Genomic DNA, 18,053 nt, shown 5'->3' with positions numbered 1-18,053 from the left:
GGTGTCAGCGGCGGATCTGGGCGGCCAACCGGTCCAGGCGGTCGGTGGTGAGCTCCAGCCAGCGCAGGTCGGCTTCCAGATGGAACAGGACGTGGTCGCAGATCAGCTCGTCAGCCAGGTCGCCCTGGGCTTTACGGTGGGTCATCTCCCGCATGAGCCGCAGGTGTTCGGCGCGCTGGGTGTCGAGCACCTCGGAGGCGTCGCGGCCGGTCATCAGGGCGAGCACCACCTTGGTGTAGAGGGTGCTCTGCAGGTAGGGCTCGGGCTTCTCCGGCCGGCCGATCCAGGCCTCGATGTCGGTGATGCCCGCGTCGGTGATCGCGTAGCGCTTGCGGTCCGGGCCGTCACCCGGTTCGAGTTCGACTTCGACGAGGCCGTTCTTCAACAGCCGGGCCATGGTCGAGTAGACCTGCCCGTAGTGCAGTGAACGGTCACGGCCGAACGCGTCGTCGTAGGAGCGCTTGAGGTCGTAACCGTGGCGCGGGCCGTTCTCCAACAAGCCCAGCAGAGCGAAACTGACTGACATGCGAGCCACTATACACACGGTGTATAAACATGGTGTCTAGCCAAATCCTCCGCCGAGCGGGGCCCGGCCGGGCGGTGTATGAATTGAGTGTATACATGGTGCGCATATCGAGATCGACTGGAGAGACGAGGGAACGGATGAGACGAGCAGACTTCGCCCGGGTGGCCATCACCGCACTGGCCACCGTCATCACGCTCGGCGCGGCTCCGGCAAGCGCCCGGCCCGCAGAGCCCACGGTCGCCTGGGCCGCCTGCGCTGATCAGGCCGACGTCCAGTGCGGCAGCGTGACCGTCCCGATCGACTGGTCCCGCCCCGGCGGCGCGACACTCGACATCGCCCTGGCCCGGCGACCGGCCGGCGATCCCACGGCGCGCATCGGCACTCTGGTGATCAATCCGGGCGGGCCGGGCGGCTCCGGCGTCGCCCAGGTGAAAGGCGGAATCGCCGACCACCTGCCGGCCGAGGTGCGGCGCCGGTTCGACCTGGTCGGCTTCGACCCGCGCGGCGTCGCCGACAGCAGCCAGATGAAATGCCTGCCCAGCGGGCTCACCGCGGCACACTATCTCCCCACCACCTCCGCGCAGTTCGACCAGCTGCGGGCCGGCAACAAGGCCGCATCCGAGAGCTGCCACGAGGTCAGCGGCCCGCTGGCCGGATTCCTCGACAACCTGAGCGTCGTGCGCGACATCGACGCCATCCGGGCCGCGGTCGGCGACCGGAAGCTGACGTTCTACGGCATCTCGTACGGCAGCATGATGGGCCAGCAGTACGCGCAGATGTTCCCCGGCCGGGTGCGGGCCCTGGTGCTCGACAGCAACATGGACCACAGCCGCGCCACGACCTGGGACTTCCTGCGCAGCGAGACCGTCGGCGCGCAGCAGGCCTTCGACCGGTTCGTCGAGTGGTGTGCCACCAACGACGAGTGCGCCCTGCACGGTCAGGACGTGCGCAAGGTCGTTGCCGGCCTCCACACGCGAGCCGAGGCGGGCGAGCTGGGCGAGACCGACCCGCTCACCCTGCTCGACGAGATCCAGAGCATGTTCGCCGGGCCTTACTGGCCCGAGCTGGCCGACCGGCTCACCGAGCTGACCGCCATGAAGCCGACGCAGACAGCAGAGCCGACACGGACAGGAAAGCCGACGCAGGCAGGAAAGGCGCAGGCAGGAAAGGCGCAGGCAGGAAAGGCGGCCGAGGAAGCGGAACCGATCGAGGACATCGGCGGCATCTTCTGCTCCGACTGGCGGCTCCCGGTGCGCGACGTCGCCGAGGTGAAGGCACTCCGCACCAGGCTGGCGCGGGTGGCGCCGGACATGAAGCTGAACACGCAGGCGTGGGTGTCCGTCCTCGGCTGTGTCGGTCACACCGCCGAGGTGCGCAATCCGCAGGCCCCGCTGAAGTGGACGGGCGTGCCGCCGGTTCTTCTGCTGAACAGCCGCTACGACGCCGCGACCCCGCACGAGTGGGCGCGCAACGTGGCCCGGCAGACCGGCGCGACCCTGCTCACCTACGAGGGCGCCGGCCACGGGGTGTATTCGCTCGGCAGCCCCTGCACCCGCGAGGCGACCGAGCGCTACCTGATCAGCGTGCGCACACCACGCCCCGGCTCCACCTGCCCGGCGATCTGACGGGCGCTGTCGGCCAGATCGCCGGGGACGCGGCACGACCCCGCCTTCTCCGGCGCCGTCCTGGCCACGGCCGTCCCGTGCCGTGGCCGTCAGGCGCGGGTGGCCGACGGGTGAGGGCGGCCGACGGGTGAGGGCGGGAGTGATGAAGCGGTCCACGAACAGGATGGCCGGCGGTTACCGGTCAGTGACCGCTGCCCACCGGCCAGGCCGCCGGGATACCGGTCAGTGGCCGGTGGCCACCGGCCAGGTCGCCGGGGTTACCGGTCAGTGGCCGGCGACCGGCGAGGGCGCGGGGGCGAGCAGCCGCAGTGTCTGCGCGACCGCGGTCCGCACCGCGTCCCGGCCGGGAGACAGGTACTTACGGGGGTCGGTCAGCTCGGTGCGTTCGGCCAGGGTCTCGCGGACCTTGCCGGTCAGGACCCGGTTGAGCAGCGTACCCACGTTGACCTTGGTGATGCCCTCACGGACCGCGCGGCGCAGACCGTCCTCCGGGACGCCGGACGAGCCGTGCAGCACCAACGGCACCGGCACCGCCGCGGCGAGCCGGCCGATCAGCTCGTCGTCCAGGACCGCGTCGCGGGTGTTCATCGCATGTGACGAACCGACCGCGACGGCGAGGGCGTCGACACCGGTCGCCGCGACGAACGCGGCCGCTTCGGCGGGATCGGTGCGCACCCCCGGGGCGTGCGCACCGTCCTTGCCGCCGATCTCGCCCAGTTCGGCCTCCACCCAGCAGCCGGCCGCATGACAGCGCTCCACGACGGCACGGGTGCGGGCCACGTTGTCGGCGTACGGCAGCGCCGCCGCGTCGAACATCACCGACCGGATGCCCAGCGCCACCGCCTGGTCGATGAGCGCCTCGTCCTCGGCGTGGTCCAGGTGCACGACCACCGGGACCGAGGCGTGCGCGGCCAGGCTCAGGCACGCGGCAGCGAACGGGGCGAGACTGCCGTGGTAGAGCACGGCGTTCTGGGAGATCTGCAGGATCACCGGCAGCCTGGCGTCCTCGGCGCCGGCCACGATGGCCTCGGCGTGTTCCAGCAGGATCGCGTTGAAGGCGCCGATCCCGCGGCCACTGCCCCGCAGGCCGTCCACGATCGAGGGCATGGTCACGTCAGATCCTCCACGATGATGGTGTCGCGCCAGCGGGCGCGGGCTTGCAGGTCGATCTCGCCGGCGACCGGCCGCAGCACGCACGCGGCCGAGGTGGCCACCGCGTCGGCCAGAGCGTCGGCCCAGCTGATCGGTGCGGCGGTGTGCGCCAGCCACAGGGCCAGGGCCGCGGCCGCCGCGTCGCCGGCGCCGGTGGGGTTGCCGTCGACAGCGGCCGCGGCGGGCGCGTACCAGGCGCCCGACCGGGTGACCGCGACCGCTCCCCGGCTGCCCAGGGTCACGACGACCGCAGCCGCGCCGCCCTCGATCACCCGGCGGCCGAGGGCGGCCACGTCCCGGACGGTCTCCGCGTGGTGGCCGGTGAGTTCGGTGAACTCGTCGTGGTTGGGGGTGAGCACCGCTCCCGTCTCCGGCACTGCTCGCAGCGCCGGTCCGGAGACGTCGGCGATCACCGGCACTCCCCGCCCGGCCGCCATCGCGGCCAGGCGAGCGGGCAGGTGCGGCGACAGGCCGGGCGCGACGCTGCCGGAGATCACCAGAGCGTCGGCGGTACGCAACTCGGCGCTGACCGCGGCGACCACGTCCGGTTCGGCGTCCCCCTCGACCGGGCTGCCCGGCTCCAGCAGGATGGTGGTCGCCCCGTCCGCTCCGACCACTGCCACGGTGTGCCGGACCGCCCGTACCGCAGGAACCAGATGGTGGTCCAGGCCGAGAAGGTCGAGGCCGTCACGGAACGGATCGGGTGTGGTCAGCGTGGTCGGGGCGACGACCACACTGTCGCCGCCCAGGGCACGGACCACCGCCGCGACGTTGACCCCTTTGCCGCCGGCCCGGGACCGCACTCCGCTGATCCGCACACTGCCGCCGACCTGCAGTTCCGGTACGTCGTAGGTGATGTCGACGGCAGGATTGAGGGTGACGGTGACGACCCGGGTCATGCCTGCGCCAGTTCGGCGGACTTCTCCGAGGTGTAGACCATCAGCGTCGATCCGGCCAGCGCGAGCACGATACCCGCGGTCTGGTAGATCGACGGGATGGCCTGGTAGACCGCGAGCGACAGCCCGATGGTCAGGACCGGGGCGAGGGCGTTGGTGATCGGGGCGACCACCGAGGCCTTGCCCCGGCTCATCGCCATCACCAGGAACAGCGCGCCGACGGCGTTGAGGATCTGGATCACGCCGGTGAGCGCGGGCGCCTGCCACGGGAAGCCGGTCGGGAAGCCGCCCATCAGCAGCAGCGCGACCGGGATCAGCACCAGGCCGCTGATCGTCATCCAGGTGAACGTGCTGGCGTCGTTGACACCGACGGTCGCCGCCTTGCGCATGTAGTAGGCCTGGACACCCCACGCGACGCAGATCAGCACCGCCAGCAGCAGGTACGGTCCGGTCGACACGCCTTCGTCGCCGGGGGCGACCGAGAACAGCACGATGGCGATCAGGGCCAGCACGACCCCGGCCAGGGCCATCCGGGTCAGGCGCTCGCGGAGCGCGACGAGGGCCATCACCACGGTGATCGCCGGGGACAGCGCGATGATCGGGAAGATGACGTAGGCCGGGCCCATGGTCAGGGCCTTGAACAGCAGCAGCTGCCCGCCGGCGCCGGTGATGCCGACGATCAGGCCGTAGAACGCGGCGATCGGGCGCCGGTCGAAGGTGGCCTTCCGCTGCGCGACCACGGCCGGGATGATCATCGTGATCGACCAGATGATGTAGACCATCCCGTCGGGATAGCCGTACCTGCTGGTCGGAAGGCTGGAGAAGGCACCCCAGACACCCCAGAACAACACCAGCAGGCCTGCGTACGGGATCCAGCCGGTACGACGATTCGTCACCATCGGGCTCATCACGATTCCTTCGTCAGTGAGGTGAGGGGGATCCGCCGCCCGGCCAGTCGTGCGGCGTACACCGCGGCGCCGAGATGCGGGTCGAGCAGCGGTTCACGCACGTCGTAACGGTCGTCGAGCGCGTCCCGGAAGGCGTCCAGCAGCAGCGGGACGGTGAACATCCCGCCGGAGTACGAGACCGGGACGGCCGCGCCGCCCGGAAAGTCGAGGGCCGCGGCTTCGGCGTCGGCGAGCGCCGCCAGTTCCCGGCCGGCCCGCGCCAGGATCGCCCGGCTCGCGGTGTCACCGGCATCGGCGGCCCGGACGACCGCGTGGCTCAGAGCGGCGATCCGGGCCCGGTCGCCCTGCCACCGGTTCAGGACGACGTCGATCACGTCGAGGTCGTCCGCCAGGCCCAGCGTGTCGCGCAGCATGTCGGCCAGCGGGCCCCGTGGCAGGCGGCCGTCGCTCATCCGGCTGAACGCGTTCAGACCCTGGATCGCCACCCAGTAGCCGGAGCCCTCGTCGCCGAACAGTTCGCTCCAGCCGCTGGCCCGGGCCCGGCGGTCGCCGTTCTCGCCGTACGCGATGGAGCCGGTGCCCGCGACCACGTTGATCCCGTCGTGGCCGCCGAGTGAGCCGGCCCAGCCGCAGATCATGTCGTTGCCGCAGCCGTACCGGCCGGTGCCGAGCACCGTCCGCGGCAGCGCGTCGAGGATCGGCACGTCCGCGGCGACCTCGCCGTGGCAGGGGATGCCGAAGAACGCGTGGGTGATGTCCGCGGGGGTGATGCCAGCGGTGGCGCAGACCTCGCCGACTCCTTCGCGGAGCAGCGGTTCGACGATGTCGATGCCGCTCGTCAGGTAGTGGATGCTCGCCGTCCGGGCCTCGGCCCGTAAAGTGCCGTGCTCGTCGATCAGGCAGAAGGCCGTCTTGGTGCCGCCGCCGTCCACACCCAGGTACATGTCAGGCCTGCCCGTCGGTGAACGGGTGGATGGTGACGCCCTGGACGACCCGGTTGACCTCGCCGCCGGGGAACGGGTTGTCCGGGGTGTGCCCGCCGGCCAGGGACAGGGTCAGGCCGGTGAGCTGGGCCGGGATGATCGCGGCGATCGCCCAGAGCCCGTCCGGCAGCCCCACCGGCCGGGGCACCCGCCAGTGGGTGGCGGCGACGTCGTACTCGGTGTCGGCGATCAGCACCACCCGGTCGGGTCCGAGGGACGCGACCAGTTCGCGCGCCATGTCCAGGTCGTAGGCCCGCCGGTAGGTGTCGCCGGAGACGAAGACGACGGCGAGGGTGCCGTCGGTGAGTGCGGCTTTCGGGCCGTGCCGGAAGCCCAGCGTGGACTCCCCCACGGTGACGATGTCGCCGGCGGTCAGCTCGACGCATTTGAGGGCGGCCTCGTGGGCCAGGCCCTTGAGCGCGCCGGAGCCGAGGTAGACGATCCGGTCCGGGTTCAGCCCGGTGATCGTCGCGGTGATCGTGGCGGTGCGGGCGAGCACCGTCTCGGCGGCCACGGCGAGCGCCTCGACGTCGGCGTCGCCGGCCAGCAGCAGCCAGGCGGCCAGGACCATGCTGGTGAAGGACGAGGTCATCGCGAAGCCGCGGTCGTTGGTGGCGGCCGGCAGGTTCACCACGACGGCGTTGCCGGCATCGCGGTACCGGGCGGCGAGGTCGCCGTCGGCGTTGCAGGTGATCACCAGGTGGTGGGCGGTGGTAGCGAGCTGGTCGACGAGGCGGGCGGCGGCGACCGACTCGGGGCTGTTGCCGCTGCGGGCGAACGAGACCAGCAGGACCGGCCGGTCGTCGACGGCCACCGACTGCGGGTCGGCGACGATGTCGGTCGTCGCGACGGCTTCGACCTGCCGTTTCAGTACGCGGCTGAGTTCCGGTGCGAGGAGTTCTCCGGCGTACGCCGAGGTGCCGGCGCCGGTCAGCACGATCCGGGTGCGCGGGTCGGCGAGGACCCCGCCGAGGACCCGGCCGACCTCGGTACGCAGTCCGGCTGTCACCTGCTGGGTCGCGCGCCACATGACCGGCTGCTGGTTGATCTCGGCCCTGGTGAAGTCGTTGCCGCTCATTGCGCTCCCGGTTTACTCACGAGCCAAACTGGCCTGGTTCCGGAAAGCTACTGGTATGCAACTGGTCTGTCAACGGTTTGCTTCGGTATGCTGCTGGTAGCCTTTCGCGTCATGGCGACCAACCCCTTGATCGATCCCGAGGCGCTTCCGCTCTACCTCCGCCTCGCCGACCGCATCGAGACCGACCTGCGCGCCATCGACGGAGCCGACGGCGCCCGGCTGCCGTCGGAACGACAGCTGGCCGAGCGCTACGAGGCCTCCCGCGTGACCATCCGGGCCGCCCTCGGCGAGCTGCGGGAACGCGGCATCCTGGTGTCCCTGCCGGCCCGCGGCTGGGCCATCGCCGCCGCCCCCAAATCACGCGGCGCGGGCACCGACGGACGGGTCATGGGCTTCACCGACCTGGCCCAGCAGCGCGGCCAGCGGATGCGCAGCGAGGTGCTCTCCGCCGCGGTGCGCCCGGCCACCGTCCGCGAGGCCGAACTGCTGCACACCGTGGCCGGTGCGGACCTGTTCGAGATGCACCGCCTGCGCTACCTCAACGACCTGGTGATCGCGGTCGAGCACAACCGGCTCCCGCTGGCCGTCGCACCCGCCCTGGCCGGTACCGACTTCACCCGGCGATCGCTCTACGACGTCCTGCGCGAGGCGACACCGAAACAGCAGCCGCACTACGCGGACTACTCGGTCGAAGCCCGAATCGCCACCGACCAGGAGCGAACCCAGCTCGACATCAGCGGACCGGTCCCGATCCTGGCCGCCACCCAGCTGACGTTCAACCAGGAAGCCGTCCCGATCGAACTGACCATCCAGGCGTACCGCGGCGACCGTTACACCTTCCGCGCCTCGATCACCGACTGAGGCCCGGCCCGTCCGGTGGCTTCACGGAGGGGGCCGGGCACCTGTGGTGGCGTCAGAAACTGGCGAGCTCGGTGTCGACGCCGGGGAACGGGCTGGTCAGGGTCTTCTTCGCGGCGCTGTCGCCCTTGAGCGTGTAGCGGTAGAACGCCCGCAGGTAGTGCACCGCGAGATCCTGCTGTTGTGCCGCCGACGGCCGGCCCGTCGTCGCGGGACAGTCGGTGTCGTCGCCGTCGCCCGGCCCGGGGCCCCTCGTCCACTCGGTGTTGTAGTAGTTGTGGTTGCCCTTCGTCACCCGGATCCGGAAGCCGTGGACACCCTCCTGGAAGTACTTCTCGTTACCGAGCGACCAGCACCCGGCGGAGAACACCGCGATCGGCGCCGTCGTCACGCGGGTGTCGTAGAAGCCGCTCGGCGGGGGCGAGGCGACCGAGACGACACCCCGGATGCGTACGCCGGCGGGAAGTTCTTTGCGGTTGCCGTAGGCGGCCTGGTACATGACGCCCTCGCCGCCGACCGAGTGGCCCATGGTGCCCACCCGGGTGAAGTCGAGCCGGTCGCGCAGGTCCCGGCGCTGCTGGAGCAGGGCCAGGTGCCGGTTGATGAGCCTGGCCCGCTGCGGCGCGACACCCATGTGGAAGTTGAGCCCGTTCGCGCTGATCGACACCACCGCGAACCCGTCCTTGGCCAGCGCGTCGGCCAGGTAGTCGTAACCCCGGAAGCTGGGGTACGGCTTGACGCCCCGCGGGCACGGCCAGCTGTCCCAGTCGTTCTCGTCCGCCGAATGGCACGCGAGCTGCTGCCCGTGCAGCAGGACGACGACCGGTAGCTTCCCGGCCGCTTGTCGCGGGTAGCGGACGATCGCCTTGACCTCGGACGGGCCTTCCCATTCGGGCAGGTCGGTGAAGGCTTTCGGCCCGAGGTCGTACGTCAATGAAGTGATCTCGGTGGTGCTCGCCCCGGCCGTGCGGCCGTTCTCGGCCGTGCGGCCGCCGACGGTGGTGCCCGCATCGGCGGTGTGGATGCCGATGCCGGTGACGGCCAGAGCCACGAGCGCCGTCGCTGCGGCACCCAGACGTCTGCGCATGTTGGTTCGCATCGGCCGGACGTTAGTGAGGAAGTTTCAGAAAGCGGTCAGCTCAGCCGGGCTCGTGGTCGGGGCAGGTGACGCGCAGTTCGGCGTCGCCGAACGGGGCGTCCACGAAGTTGCAGTGATGGGGGCGCCCGGTCGGCTCCGGGTGCGCGTGCGGCACGAAGAAACGGCAGGTCAGGCACATCCGCGAGACCGGGATCGCCCTGTGGTCCTGCAGCCGGCGAATCAGCGCCGTGGTCCCCCGCAGCATGGCCGCGAGATCCTCCGGTGACAACGCGTCGACCGCGCCGGTCAGGACCTCCGACGGCTCGTTCAACCGCGCCGCCTCCGCCCGCCCGGACTCGGTCAGGCCCACCAGCAGCACCCGGGCGTCACCGGGGTCGCGGGTGCCCTCCACCAGGTCCTTCTTACGCAGCGCCTTCACCGCGTCGGAGACCGTCGGCGCGGTCGACGCCAGGTCCGCCACGATCTCGCCCTGGCGCACCGCCCCCGGCCGGGCCTGCAACATCGTCACGATGTCGGCCTGCAACGGCGACAGCCCGTGCGGCCCGCCGTTGCGCCACGCCTGCATCCGCACGGCCTGCCCCAGCCGGGCCAGGCCGATCAGCAACTGGCCGGACGGTGGCAGACCGGGAACCTCGGGCACGCGACTCGTCCTCTTCTCCGGCTGCGGGTGTTCCCGCCATTCTAGGAATCGGCGGGAACACCCGTGAGCCGGACGGCGGCTGTCAGTCCCGCAGGGTGACGCCGGCGACGGGCGGGAAGTCGAGTGTGGTCTGCCCGACCGAGTTGAAGTAGTTGGTGAACGTGTTCAGCGCGACCGCCGCCACGATCTCGCCGATCTCGCCGTCGCCGTATCCGGCGGCGCGCACCTTGTCGAGGTCACCGTCGGTGACGAAACCTTTGGTCTCGATGACCGCCTTGGCGAAGACCAGCGCCGCTTCGGCCTTCGGGTCGGATGCCCGCGCGTCACGCCCGGCGGCCAGGTCGTCCTCGGAGACCCCGGCGCGGGCGCCGAGCACGGTGTGCGCGGCGAGGCAGTAGCCGCACTCGTTCTCCACCGCGGCGACCAGGGCGATCTGCTCCTGCACCGCGCCGGGCAGCGACCCCTTCGACAGGGCGCCGGAGAATTGCAGGTAGGCGTCGAGCACCGCCGGTGAGGCGGCCATCGCCCGCATCATGTTCGGGGTGGTGCCGAGGGCACGCTCGACGCGCCCGAGCAGGGTGCGGGCCTGACCCTCAGCGGTGGCCGGGTCGACTGTCGCGATACGAGACATCGAAGTCTCCTTCACTCGTTGTTATTTGGCAGTGCCAACTATAAGCACGAGGTGCAGCCGTTCGCACTGTGTCCCACCGCACAGGGCGCCGGCCGGTGCACCCGTGAGCTCTCCGCCATGAGTCGATGAGCGGAGGATCGGCGCTCCGGTGCACGCCACGCCGTCGAGACCGCCCTGCCGCTGCGGCGACATGGATGTCCTCCTTACGTCAGGTCGAAGCGGTTGACGGTGACGGTGCCGCCCAGGGCCTGGGTGGCGTAGTTGAAGATGCCGAACCGGTAGCCCATGAAGAACTGCCAGGCGTTGTTCAGGGTGAACGCCGGGCCGAGGCCGGTGAAGGTGCTGCCGTCGGTGCTCCAGGAGAAGGTGGCGGTACGCCCGGAGCCCGGCCGGATGTCCGCGGACACCCGCAGCCAGACCTTGCCGCCGGACACGTTCACGCCGGCCGCCTCACTGCCGGTGCCGGTGGTGGCCCAGCTGGAGTTCATGGTGAGGCCGTTGGTCATCGAGACCCGGGTGACACCGTTGTCCCTACGGATGCCGATCCACGCCGAGGAGTCGCGCAACATGGCCAGGCCGGCCCGGTCGCCGTTGGCCATCGCGGAGTAGTCGAGTTCGATGGTGGCCGTCGACGACGGCCCCTGGATGCGGTGGGTAAGCGTGTTGCGGGCGCTGTACAGGTCGTTCGTGACGGTCGCGGTGGACAGCCGCAGCCCGTTTCCGACGGCGTACCTGCTGGTGTCCGGGTTGTGGTTCCATTCCCAGCGGTGGCCGAGCCGGGTGAACGTGTCCGGGCCGGTCATCGGCTGCACGGTCTTCGACGTGGTGATGTCCGGCTTCGGATAGGATGCGCCCCACCGCCCGCCGACGGTGGTCAGCACCGGCCAGTCGTTGCTCCAGGTGATCGGGGCCAGCGTCGGCACCCGGCCGCCGGGGTAGGCGTCGGTGAACGCCATGTACCACCAGTCACCGGCCTGGGTCTGGACCAGCCCGCCCTGATGCGGCACTCCCCCACCGCTGATCGGGCCGGGCAGATCAAGAAGGACCTGTTTCTGCTCGTACGGGCCGAAGGGGCTGGTCGACCGCAGCACGTACTGGCCGTTGGCCGGGCGGGTCAGCCAGATGTAGTAGTAGTTCCCACGCTTGTACATGCGGGCGCCCTCGAGGGTGCCGATGCTCGACGGCGTGGTGTAAACGGTCTGTGCCCGGACCTGCGAGGTGAGGTCGGACGACAGCTGGGCGACGCTGATCGTGCCGTTGCCGTACGCCACATAGGGGGTGTCGTTGTCGAACAGCAGCCCCGCGTCGTAATAGCAGTTGTTGATCCGCGCCTTCTTCGTCCACGTGCCGTCGACAGCGGCGGCGGTGTAGACGTAGGTGCGGTTGAACTCGGTGCAGCCCAGCCAGTAGTAGGTGCTGTTGCCGGGCCGGTAGTTGAACGCCGAAGCCCAGATGCCCTTGACGTACGCGCGGCCACCGGACAGGTCGTAGGCGGACGAGTCGAAGTCGAGCCGCGGCACCGAATGCCCCGCGTACTCCCAGTTGACCAGGTCGTACGACCGCAGGATCGGCGCCCCCGGCGAGTAGTGCATGGTCGACGCCGAGTAGTAGTAGGCGTCCCCGACCCGGATGATGTCCCCGTCGGCGAAGTCCTGCCACACCACCGGGTTGGTGAACGTGCCGCCGCCGCCCGGGGTGGTCGCGCCGAGTTCGACGAGCTGCCACTGCTGGTTGGCGCCGTTCCAGTCGGTGTACTGCACGACGGGGGCGTTGTCGGCGGTGGACGCGTTCTGCACCTCGACGGCCTTGCCGCTGTTGCGGTTGATCAGCTGGATGTAGCCGTCGACGTCCTGGACGCTGAACTGCTGGTTGGCGGCGTTGGTGTCGGCCCACTGCACCACTGCCGCGCCGTCGGCGGTGGACGCGCCGGACACGTCGAGGACTTTGCCGGAGTGCTGGGACCGGAGCCGGTAGAAGCCGCCGCCGGAGTCGACGAACCGCCACTGCTGCTGGGCCTGGTCGTTGCGGGTCCACTGGGTGATCCGCGCGCCGTCGGTGGTGGCCAGGTTGTACAGGTCGAGGGCTTTGCCGCTGGTGCGGTTGACCAGCACGTACGTGGCGCTGGTGTCGATCGTGGCGGCGGAGGCCGGGGTGGTCACGGTGAGGCCGCCGGTCATGCCGAGGACTGCGGTCAGGGCGATCGCGGCGAGTCGTCTCATCGGTTCCCCGTTTCCGTGACGAAGGAGCCGGCGGCGAACTGCCACCAGTCGACGTTGAACAGGTAGCCGCTGCCGCCGGTGAACCGCAGGTACAGGTCCTGGTTGCCGGTGGCGGCGCTGATCGGGCAGCTGACCGTGGTCCAGGTCTGCCAGCCGCCGGTCCCGGGCACGGTGCAGGTCCCGGCGAGGGTGCCGGTGGGGCTGCCCAGCCGCAACTCGATGCGGCCGCCCGCCGCGGCGGAGGCGATCCGCGCCGAGAACGAGGTCGCACCGGACCCGAAGGCGACCCCCTTGACCTTGATGTAGTCGCCGTTCTCGAGGAAGCCGACGTTCATGCCGCCGTCGCTCGCCCGCTCGGTCTCCACGCCGGAACTCCAGGCGATCGTCTCGGCTTCCTGCCTGGTGTACGGGTTGAGCGTCGCGTTCTGCGGCGCGCCGCCGGTGGTCATGGTGATCTGCGGGATGCTGCCGTCGGCGTTATAGCTGAACTTCTCCACGGCTACCGAGCGGGTGAAACCACCACCGCCGGGCAGCGCGCCGTTGTGGTAGAAGAAGTACGACCCGCCGTTGAAGTCGACGATGCCCGCGTGGTTGGTGAAGCTACTGCCCTGAGCAGGCATGACGGTCCCGCGGTAGGTCCACGGGCCGAGCGGCCCCGGCGCGGTGGAGTAGGCGATGAACTCCGAGCAGCACTTGGCGGCGAAGACGTTGTAGTAGAGGCCGTTGCGTTTGTAGACCCAGGGGCCTTCCTCATACAGCGTGGGCCGGTTGGCGTCGCCGGTGCGGGCGCCGAACCCGGCGGTGGTCAGCGCGATCTTCGTGGCGCTGCCGCTGTAGCTGATCATGTCGCTGTTCAGCCGCACGTACCACAGGTTCGGGTTGCCCCAGTAGAGGTAGGCCTGGCCGTCGTCGTCGATGAAGACCGACGGGTCGATCTCGCCGTTCTCCACCAGCGGCCGGCCGAGCGCGTCGGAGAACGGGCCGGCCGGGCTGTTCGCCACACCGACGCCGATGGCCATCCGCCCGGTGGCCCGGTTGACGACCGGCACGTACCAGAAGAACTTCCCATTGCGGTGTACGACCTGACCGGCCCAGGCGTCCTTGCTGGCCCAGCTGAAGGTGGCGACGCTCATCGGCGAGCCGTGGTCGGTCCAGTTGACCATGTCGGCCGACGAGTACAGCCGCCACTCCTTCATGGTGAACCAGGTCGACCCGTCCTCGTCGTGGCCGGTGTAGAGGTAGACGCGCCCGTTGTGAACCAGCGGCGCCGGGTCGGCGGTGTGGATCGTCTGCACGATCGGGTTGTCCGCCCGCGCGGGTGCCGTCCCCACCGCGGCGAGCATGGTCACCGCCAGGGACAGCAGGATGGCCAGGGTTCGCCTCATCGTCGTGTCCAGTTCTGTGCGGCGGATCCGGTGCAGGTCCGGAGGGTGACGGTGGATCCGTTCGTGGTGCCGCCGGCCTCCAGGCACAGTCCGGACCGGACGTTGCGGACCGGGCCGCCGGAGGTGTGGCTCCACTGCTGGTTGTCGGCTCCGCTGCAGTCCCAGAGCTGCGCCTTGGCCCCGGTGGTGGCGCCGGTCGGCGAGTCGAGGCACTTTCCCAGCGAGCGCAGGGTCTGCCCGTCGTGGGCCCACTGCTGGTTGGCCGCGCCGCTGCAGTCCCAGATGATCGGCTGGGTGCCGTTGGTGGTGGTGCTGCCGGGGACGTCCAGGCAGCGTCCGGAGGCGGTGCCGGCCAGGGCGCCGCTGCTGCCGCCGCTGTTCGGGTCGCCGATGGTGCCGGGGACCGAGCGCAGTGCGGCGTACCAGGTGGCGGCCATCTTGTCGTAACCGGCGGCGGTCGGGTGGATGCCGTCGATCAAGTCGGCGGTGGTCAGGGCGGCGTGCATGTCGACCAGGTGCACCCGAGAGCCCTTGCCGCGTACGATCGTGGACAGGGCCGCGTTGTAGGTGCGTGCGGCGGTCTCCTGCCCGGAGTTCGCCAGCGGGATGATCGTGGCAACGAAGACGTCCGCCGACCCGACGGTGGCGGTGATCCGGTCGATCAGGGTGGAGAGCCGGGCCGGCGCGCCGGACACGTTGTAGTTCTGCAGGATGTCGTTGGTGCCGAGGTGCAGCAGCACGGTGCGGGGCGTGGTGGCACGCAGCCAGCCGGCGACATTGGCGTCGATCTGGTCGATGCGCCAGCCGGGATGCCCTTGGTGGTCGTGGTCGCCGAGATTGGCCGGCCCGTTGAACTGGGTGCCGACAAAATCGACGCGATATCCGGCGGACGCCAGGCGCTGCCAGAGCCCGATCCGGTATCCGCCGGGAATCTGCGTGCCTTCGGTGATGGAGTCGCCGAGCGGCATGACCCGGGTGCCGCCGTTGGATTCCGCGGCCGCCGCCGCCACGGGTTGACAGAGCACACCGGCAAGGGCAAGAGCAGCCGTGAGTACGGTCGGCAAGAGCCACCGTCGTCGAGTGGACATGGCGAAGCCTCCTGGGGAAAGGGCGGCTCGTCAACACTCCCGAATCGGGGATGAGAGCGCTAACAACCGGTCCTCGCAGATTGCCAGCATGTTTCGGGACATTCAAGTGCGACTTTTCCAAGGCGATCACATAGCGCCAGAATCAGCGTTCGCGAAAGTGTTACGCGGACGGCTCGGTGATTGCCGCTCTCGCATTTCCGCGAAATTCACTGGCACCATGAGGCATCCGGATGGGAACGCTCCCATCACGCTCGGTCCCCGCCGAAAGGTCTCCCGCCATGCCCCTGCTCCAGAAGAGCCGCTCCCTGTTACTGGCCTCGGCCGTGGCGGGGGTGGTCGTCGCCTCCGGCGCCACCCTGGCCGGCACCGCCGAGGCCGCCACCACCCTCGGCGCGTCCGCGGCGCAGACCGGCCGCTACTACGGCGCGGCGATCGCCGCCGGCCGGCTCGGTGACGCCACCTACACCGGCATCCTGAACCGCGAGTTCAACTCGGTCACCGCCGAGAACGAGATGAAGTGGGACGCCACCGAACCCTCCCAGGGCCGGTTCACCTACACCAACGGCGACCGGATCCTCAACCAGGGCATCGCCATGGGCGCCAAGGTCCGCGGCCATGCCCTGCTGTGGCACCAGCAGGAACCGGGATGGGCGCAGTCCCTGTCGGGTACCGCGCTGCGCAGCGCGATGATCAATCACGTCACCCAGGTGGCGACCCACTACCGGGGAAAGATCTACGCCTGGGACGTGGTGAACGAGGCCTTCGCCGACGGCGGCAGCGGCGGGCGCCGCGACTCCAACCTGCAGCGCACCGGCAACGACTGGATCGAGGCCGCGTTCCGTGCAGCACGGGCCGCCGACCCGGCCGCCAAACTCTGCTACAACGACTACAACACCGACGGCGTCAACGCCAAGTCGACCGGGATCTACACCATGGTCCGCGACTTCAAGGCCCGCGGCGTACCGATCGACTGTGTCGGCTTCCAGTCGCACCTGGGCACCACCATCGCCGGCGACTACCAGGCCAACCTGCAGCGCTTCGCCGACCTGGGCGTCGACGTGCAGATCACCGAGCTGGACGTGGCCCAGGGCGGCAACCAGGCGAACATCTACGCCACCGTGACACGGGCCTGCCTGACGGTGTCCCGCTGCACCGGCATCACCGTCTGGGGCATCCGCGACAGCGACTCGTGGCGCACCGGCGAGAACCCCCTGCTGTTCGACAACTCGGGCAACCGGAAGGCCGCGTACACCGCGGTGCTCAACGCCCTGAACGCCGGCGGCACCGGTTCCCCGTCGCCCAGCGTCCCGCCGTCACCCAGCACCTCCCCGCAACCCGGCGGCGGCTGCACCGCGACGATCTCCCTGAACTCCTGGACCGGCGGTTACGTCGCCACCGTCCGGGTCACCGCCGGAGCCGCCCTCAGCGGCTGGAACGTAACCGTGACGCTGCCGTCCGGCGGTGCGGTGACCAGCACGTGGAGCGCAACCGCCAACGGCACCACGGGCACGGTCAAATTCCGCAACGCCGACTACAACGGACAACTCACCTCCGGCGGCTCCACCGAGTTCGGCTTCCAGGGAACCGGCACCGCCCCCACCGCTGACCCGGTCTGCGCAGCGGCCTGAAGCACCGGCGGGGATCCGGCCTCAGCGGTGAGGTCCGCGCGGCGGCTGTGGCAGTTATCCGCGGAAGAAGACGAACTGTTGGGGATTCAGGGGTATATCGGAGGCCTGCGCCTGGATCGTGACGACGCTGAGGCCGAGGAAGACGGCGATCGCAGCGATGATCGCGAGCAGGCGGACGCGGGTTCGAGATGATCGCACGAGGACTCCTCGAGGTCGGTGATGTGCTGACCGAGGTAGTACGGATTTTCCTCCACAATGGATGACCGTGTTGCCGGGAACCTTCGCGACCACCGGCCCGTGTGCGACTAAATGATGACGTGGGCCTCGATCTCCTGATGGATGGCAGCAGCGGCAGACCCGGAAACGATGTGGGGAGGCCGCAAGACCCGACATCGGAGGCGAACACGGTGAACGCGAGTAGGCAACGGGACGAGCGATGGGCCCCCTGGTGGGTCTACGCCGTGATCATCGTCGGTGCGAACTTCGGCAAACAGTATTTCGTCCAGGACTGGCCGGTGATCGTCAACGCGGCGATCACACTGGTGCTGGCCGGCGTCCTGTTCCTCGGGATCACGGCCGTGTACCGGAAGGTGCTTCGATGAGGTCGAGGGTGCCGCCGCCGGGTCGTCAGGAACGGACCGGGGTCAGCTCGGCCGCGCCGAACGAGACAGCGAACCGTTTGCACCAGATGCTGACGCTGCGGAACGCGGCCGGGTCGACTCCGGTGTCCAGGCGATACACCTGGTCGCCGCGGTTGCCCTTCAGTTCGCCCAGCTCGGCGTACTCTCCGTCGTCGAACACCCGCCAGCCCGCGGTGCCGGTCCGGACCTCCTGGTCGGTCAGCCAGACCCTCAGGTCGGGACCGTCACTGGTGTCCAGCCCGGAGATCTCGAGCCGATGGCTGCCGTCCGGAGCACGCACCAGCCGGGCGGTGCCGCTGGTGTCGTGCTCGTGGGTGACGAAGTCTCCTTCCGCGACGACCACCGGCCCGGCCGGCTCGGCCGGGACCGCGCCGGCCGAGGCCGACGGTTGCGGCGCCGCCGACGGCACGGCGGACAGCGTCTCGGTCACCGTGGTATCGGTGAACAACCGCCACGGCGCAAACCAGTAGAGCGCTCCGGCGCCGCCGATCCCGAGAACAACGACAGCGATCCAGGTGACAGGTCGGTGGAACAGACGGCGATTCACACATGCCAGTCAAGCGTCTCGGTTTTCCTATGCGATCCTCTGTGATCCGGGCGTTCTGCCGCCGCGTGTACCGGACCGCTGGAGTAGCGGTGTCGAGTGCACGTGGTGATGGAAGCCGCGGCCGAGGACAGCCCATCGCACCCGGTGTC

The 18,053-nt window shown here is 70.0% G+C and carries 18 protein-coding genes; 4 read left to right on the top strand and 14 right to left on the bottom strand.

All coding sequences use genetic code 11. The features are described 5' to 3' along the window. Positions 1 to 4: 4 nt before the first annotated feature. Positions 5 to 526, bottom strand: a complete 522-nt coding sequence (locus Aco03nite_RS49990; protein WP_203809855.1) for a PadR family transcriptional regulator — start codon at positions 524 to 526, stop codon at positions 5 to 7. 137 nt (positions 527 to 663) lie between these two features. Between Aco03nite_RS49990 and Aco03nite_RS49985 the strand changes: the two genes are divergently transcribed. Then, complete coding sequence (locus Aco03nite_RS49985) at positions 664 to 2,151, top strand: alpha/beta hydrolase (RefSeq protein ID WP_203809853.1); 1,488 nt, start codon at positions 664 to 666, stop codon at positions 2,149 to 2,151. 264 nt (positions 2,152 to 2,415) lie between these two features. Here the strand turns inward: Aco03nite_RS49985 and Aco03nite_RS49980 are convergent, their stop codons facing one another. Genes Aco03nite_RS49980 through Aco03nite_RS49960 form a run of 5 tightly spaced genes read right to left on the bottom strand, consistent with a single transcriptional unit; the run spans position 2,416 to position 7,168 of the window. Continuing rightward, the gene (locus tag Aco03nite_RS49980; protein WP_203809877.1) at positions 2,416 to 3,258 is read right to left on the bottom strand and encodes a class II fructose-bisphosphate aldolase; all 843 of its coding nucleotides are present in this window, start codon (positions 3,256 to 3,258) and stop codon (positions 2,416 to 2,418) included. Between the two features lie 2 nt (positions 3,259 to 3,260). Continuing rightward, the gene (locus Aco03nite_RS49975; RefSeq protein ID WP_203809851.1) at positions 3,261 to 4,202 is read right to left on the bottom strand and encodes a 1-phosphofructokinase family hexose kinase; all 942 of its coding nucleotides are present in this window, start codon (positions 4,200 to 4,202) and stop codon (positions 3,261 to 3,263) included. Next, complete coding sequence (locus Aco03nite_RS49970) at positions 4,199 to 5,107, bottom strand: DMT family transporter (RefSeq protein ID WP_203809849.1); 909 nt, start codon at positions 5,105 to 5,107, stop codon at positions 4,199 to 4,201. The genes Aco03nite_RS49975 and Aco03nite_RS49970 overlap by 4 nt, the downstream gene beginning before the upstream one ends. Further along, complete coding sequence (locus Aco03nite_RS49965) at positions 5,107 to 6,051, bottom strand: N-acetylglucosamine kinase (RefSeq protein WP_203809847.1); 945 nt, start codon at positions 6,049 to 6,051, stop codon at positions 5,107 to 5,109. The genes Aco03nite_RS49970 and Aco03nite_RS49965 overlap by 1 nt, the downstream gene beginning before the upstream one ends. Position 6,052: 1 nt before the next feature. After that, positions 6,053 to 7,168 carry an SIS domain-containing protein gene (locus Aco03nite_RS49960; RefSeq protein ID WP_203809845.1) on the bottom strand — a complete coding sequence of 372 codons (1,116 nt, stop codon included), beginning with the start codon at positions 7,166 to 7,168 and terminating at the stop codon, positions 6,053 to 6,055. Between the two features lie 111 nt (positions 7,169 to 7,279). On the opposite strand from Aco03nite_RS49960, the gene Aco03nite_RS49955 reads away from it, so the two are divergent. Beyond that, the gene (locus tag Aco03nite_RS49955; RefSeq protein WP_203809843.1) at positions 7,280 to 8,029 is read left to right on the top strand and encodes a GntR family transcriptional regulator; all 750 of its coding nucleotides are present in this window, start codon (positions 7,280 to 7,282) and stop codon (positions 8,027 to 8,029) included. A gap of 52 nt (positions 8,030 to 8,081) precedes the next feature. Here the strand turns inward: Aco03nite_RS49955 and Aco03nite_RS49950 are convergent, their stop codons facing one another. From Aco03nite_RS49950 to Aco03nite_RS49925, 6 genes are all read right to left on the bottom strand, one after another. Next, a complete protein-coding gene (locus Aco03nite_RS49950) occupies positions 8,082 to 9,125 on the bottom strand; it encodes a poly(ethylene terephthalate) hydrolase family protein (protein ID WP_203809841.1) in 1,044 nt (347 codons plus the stop codon). A gap of 40 nt (positions 9,126 to 9,165) precedes the next feature. Beyond that, positions 9,166 to 9,765: a MarR family winged helix-turn-helix transcriptional regulator gene (locus tag Aco03nite_RS49945; protein ID WP_203809839.1), complete on the bottom strand. Its 600-nt coding sequence runs from the start codon at positions 9,763 to 9,765 to the stop codon at positions 9,166 to 9,168. An 82-nt stretch (positions 9,766 to 9,847) separates the two neighbouring features. Then, the gene (locus tag Aco03nite_RS49940) at positions 9,848 to 10,396 is read right to left on the bottom strand and encodes a carboxymuconolactone decarboxylase family protein (protein WP_203809837.1); all 549 of its coding nucleotides are present in this window, start codon (positions 10,394 to 10,396) and stop codon (positions 9,848 to 9,850) included. A 203-nt stretch (positions 10,397 to 10,599) separates the two neighbouring features. Next, a complete protein-coding gene (locus tag Aco03nite_RS49935; RefSeq protein WP_203809835.1) occupies positions 10,600 to 12,615 on the bottom strand; it encodes a family 43 glycosylhydrolase in 2,016 nt (671 codons plus the stop codon). Next, complete coding sequence (locus Aco03nite_RS49930) at positions 12,612 to 14,000, bottom strand: glycoside hydrolase family 43 protein (RefSeq protein ID WP_203809833.1); 1,389 nt, start codon at positions 13,998 to 14,000, stop codon at positions 12,612 to 12,614. The genes Aco03nite_RS49935 and Aco03nite_RS49930 overlap by 4 nt, the downstream gene beginning before the upstream one ends. Next, on the bottom strand, positions 13,997 to 15,064 hold the full coding sequence (locus Aco03nite_RS49925) for a ricin-type beta-trefoil lectin domain protein (protein ID WP_373872701.1): 1,068 nt from the start codon (positions 15,062 to 15,064) through the stop codon (positions 13,997 to 13,999). The genes Aco03nite_RS49930 and Aco03nite_RS49925 overlap by 4 nt, the downstream gene beginning before the upstream one ends. A gap of 302 nt (positions 15,065 to 15,366) precedes the next feature. Between Aco03nite_RS49925 and Aco03nite_RS49920 the strand changes: the two genes are divergently transcribed. Further along, on the top strand, positions 15,367 to 16,716 hold the full coding sequence (locus Aco03nite_RS49920; RefSeq protein WP_203809829.1) for a glycoside hydrolase family 10 protein: 1,350 nt from the start codon (positions 15,367 to 15,369) through the stop codon (positions 16,714 to 16,716). 54 nt (positions 16,717 to 16,770) lie between these two features. Here the strand turns inward: Aco03nite_RS49920 and Aco03nite_RS49915 are convergent, their stop codons facing one another. After that, positions 16,771 to 16,914: a hypothetical protein gene (locus Aco03nite_RS49915; RefSeq protein WP_203809827.1), complete on the bottom strand. Its 144-nt coding sequence runs from the start codon at positions 16,912 to 16,914 to the stop codon at positions 16,771 to 16,773. 209 nt (positions 16,915 to 17,123) lie between these two features. Here Aco03nite_RS49915 and Aco03nite_RS49910 point away from each other — a divergent pair, with 209 nt between their 5' ends. Next, positions 17,124 to 17,318, top strand: coding sequence for a hypothetical protein (locus tag Aco03nite_RS49910; protein ID WP_203809825.1), 195 nt, complete (start codon positions 17,124 to 17,126; stop codon positions 17,316 to 17,318). A gap of 25 nt (positions 17,319 to 17,343) precedes the next feature. Here the strand turns inward: Aco03nite_RS49910 and Aco03nite_RS49905 are convergent, their stop codons facing one another. Then, entirely contained in the window at positions 17,344 to 17,904 is a 561-nt protein-coding gene (locus tag Aco03nite_RS49905; protein ID WP_203809823.1) for a DM13 domain-containing protein, read from the bottom strand. Positions 17,905 to 18,053: the final 149 nt, after the last annotated feature.

Origin of the sequence: Actinoplanes couchii (genome assembly GCF_016862075.1) — a bacterium.
Taxonomy (GTDB): Bacteria; Actinomycetota; Actinomycetes; order Mycobacteriales; family Micromonosporaceae; genus Actinoplanes; species Actinoplanes couchii.
Note: the sequence above shows the minus strand (reverse complement) of the source record. Positions and strands in the feature narration are given on the sequence as shown.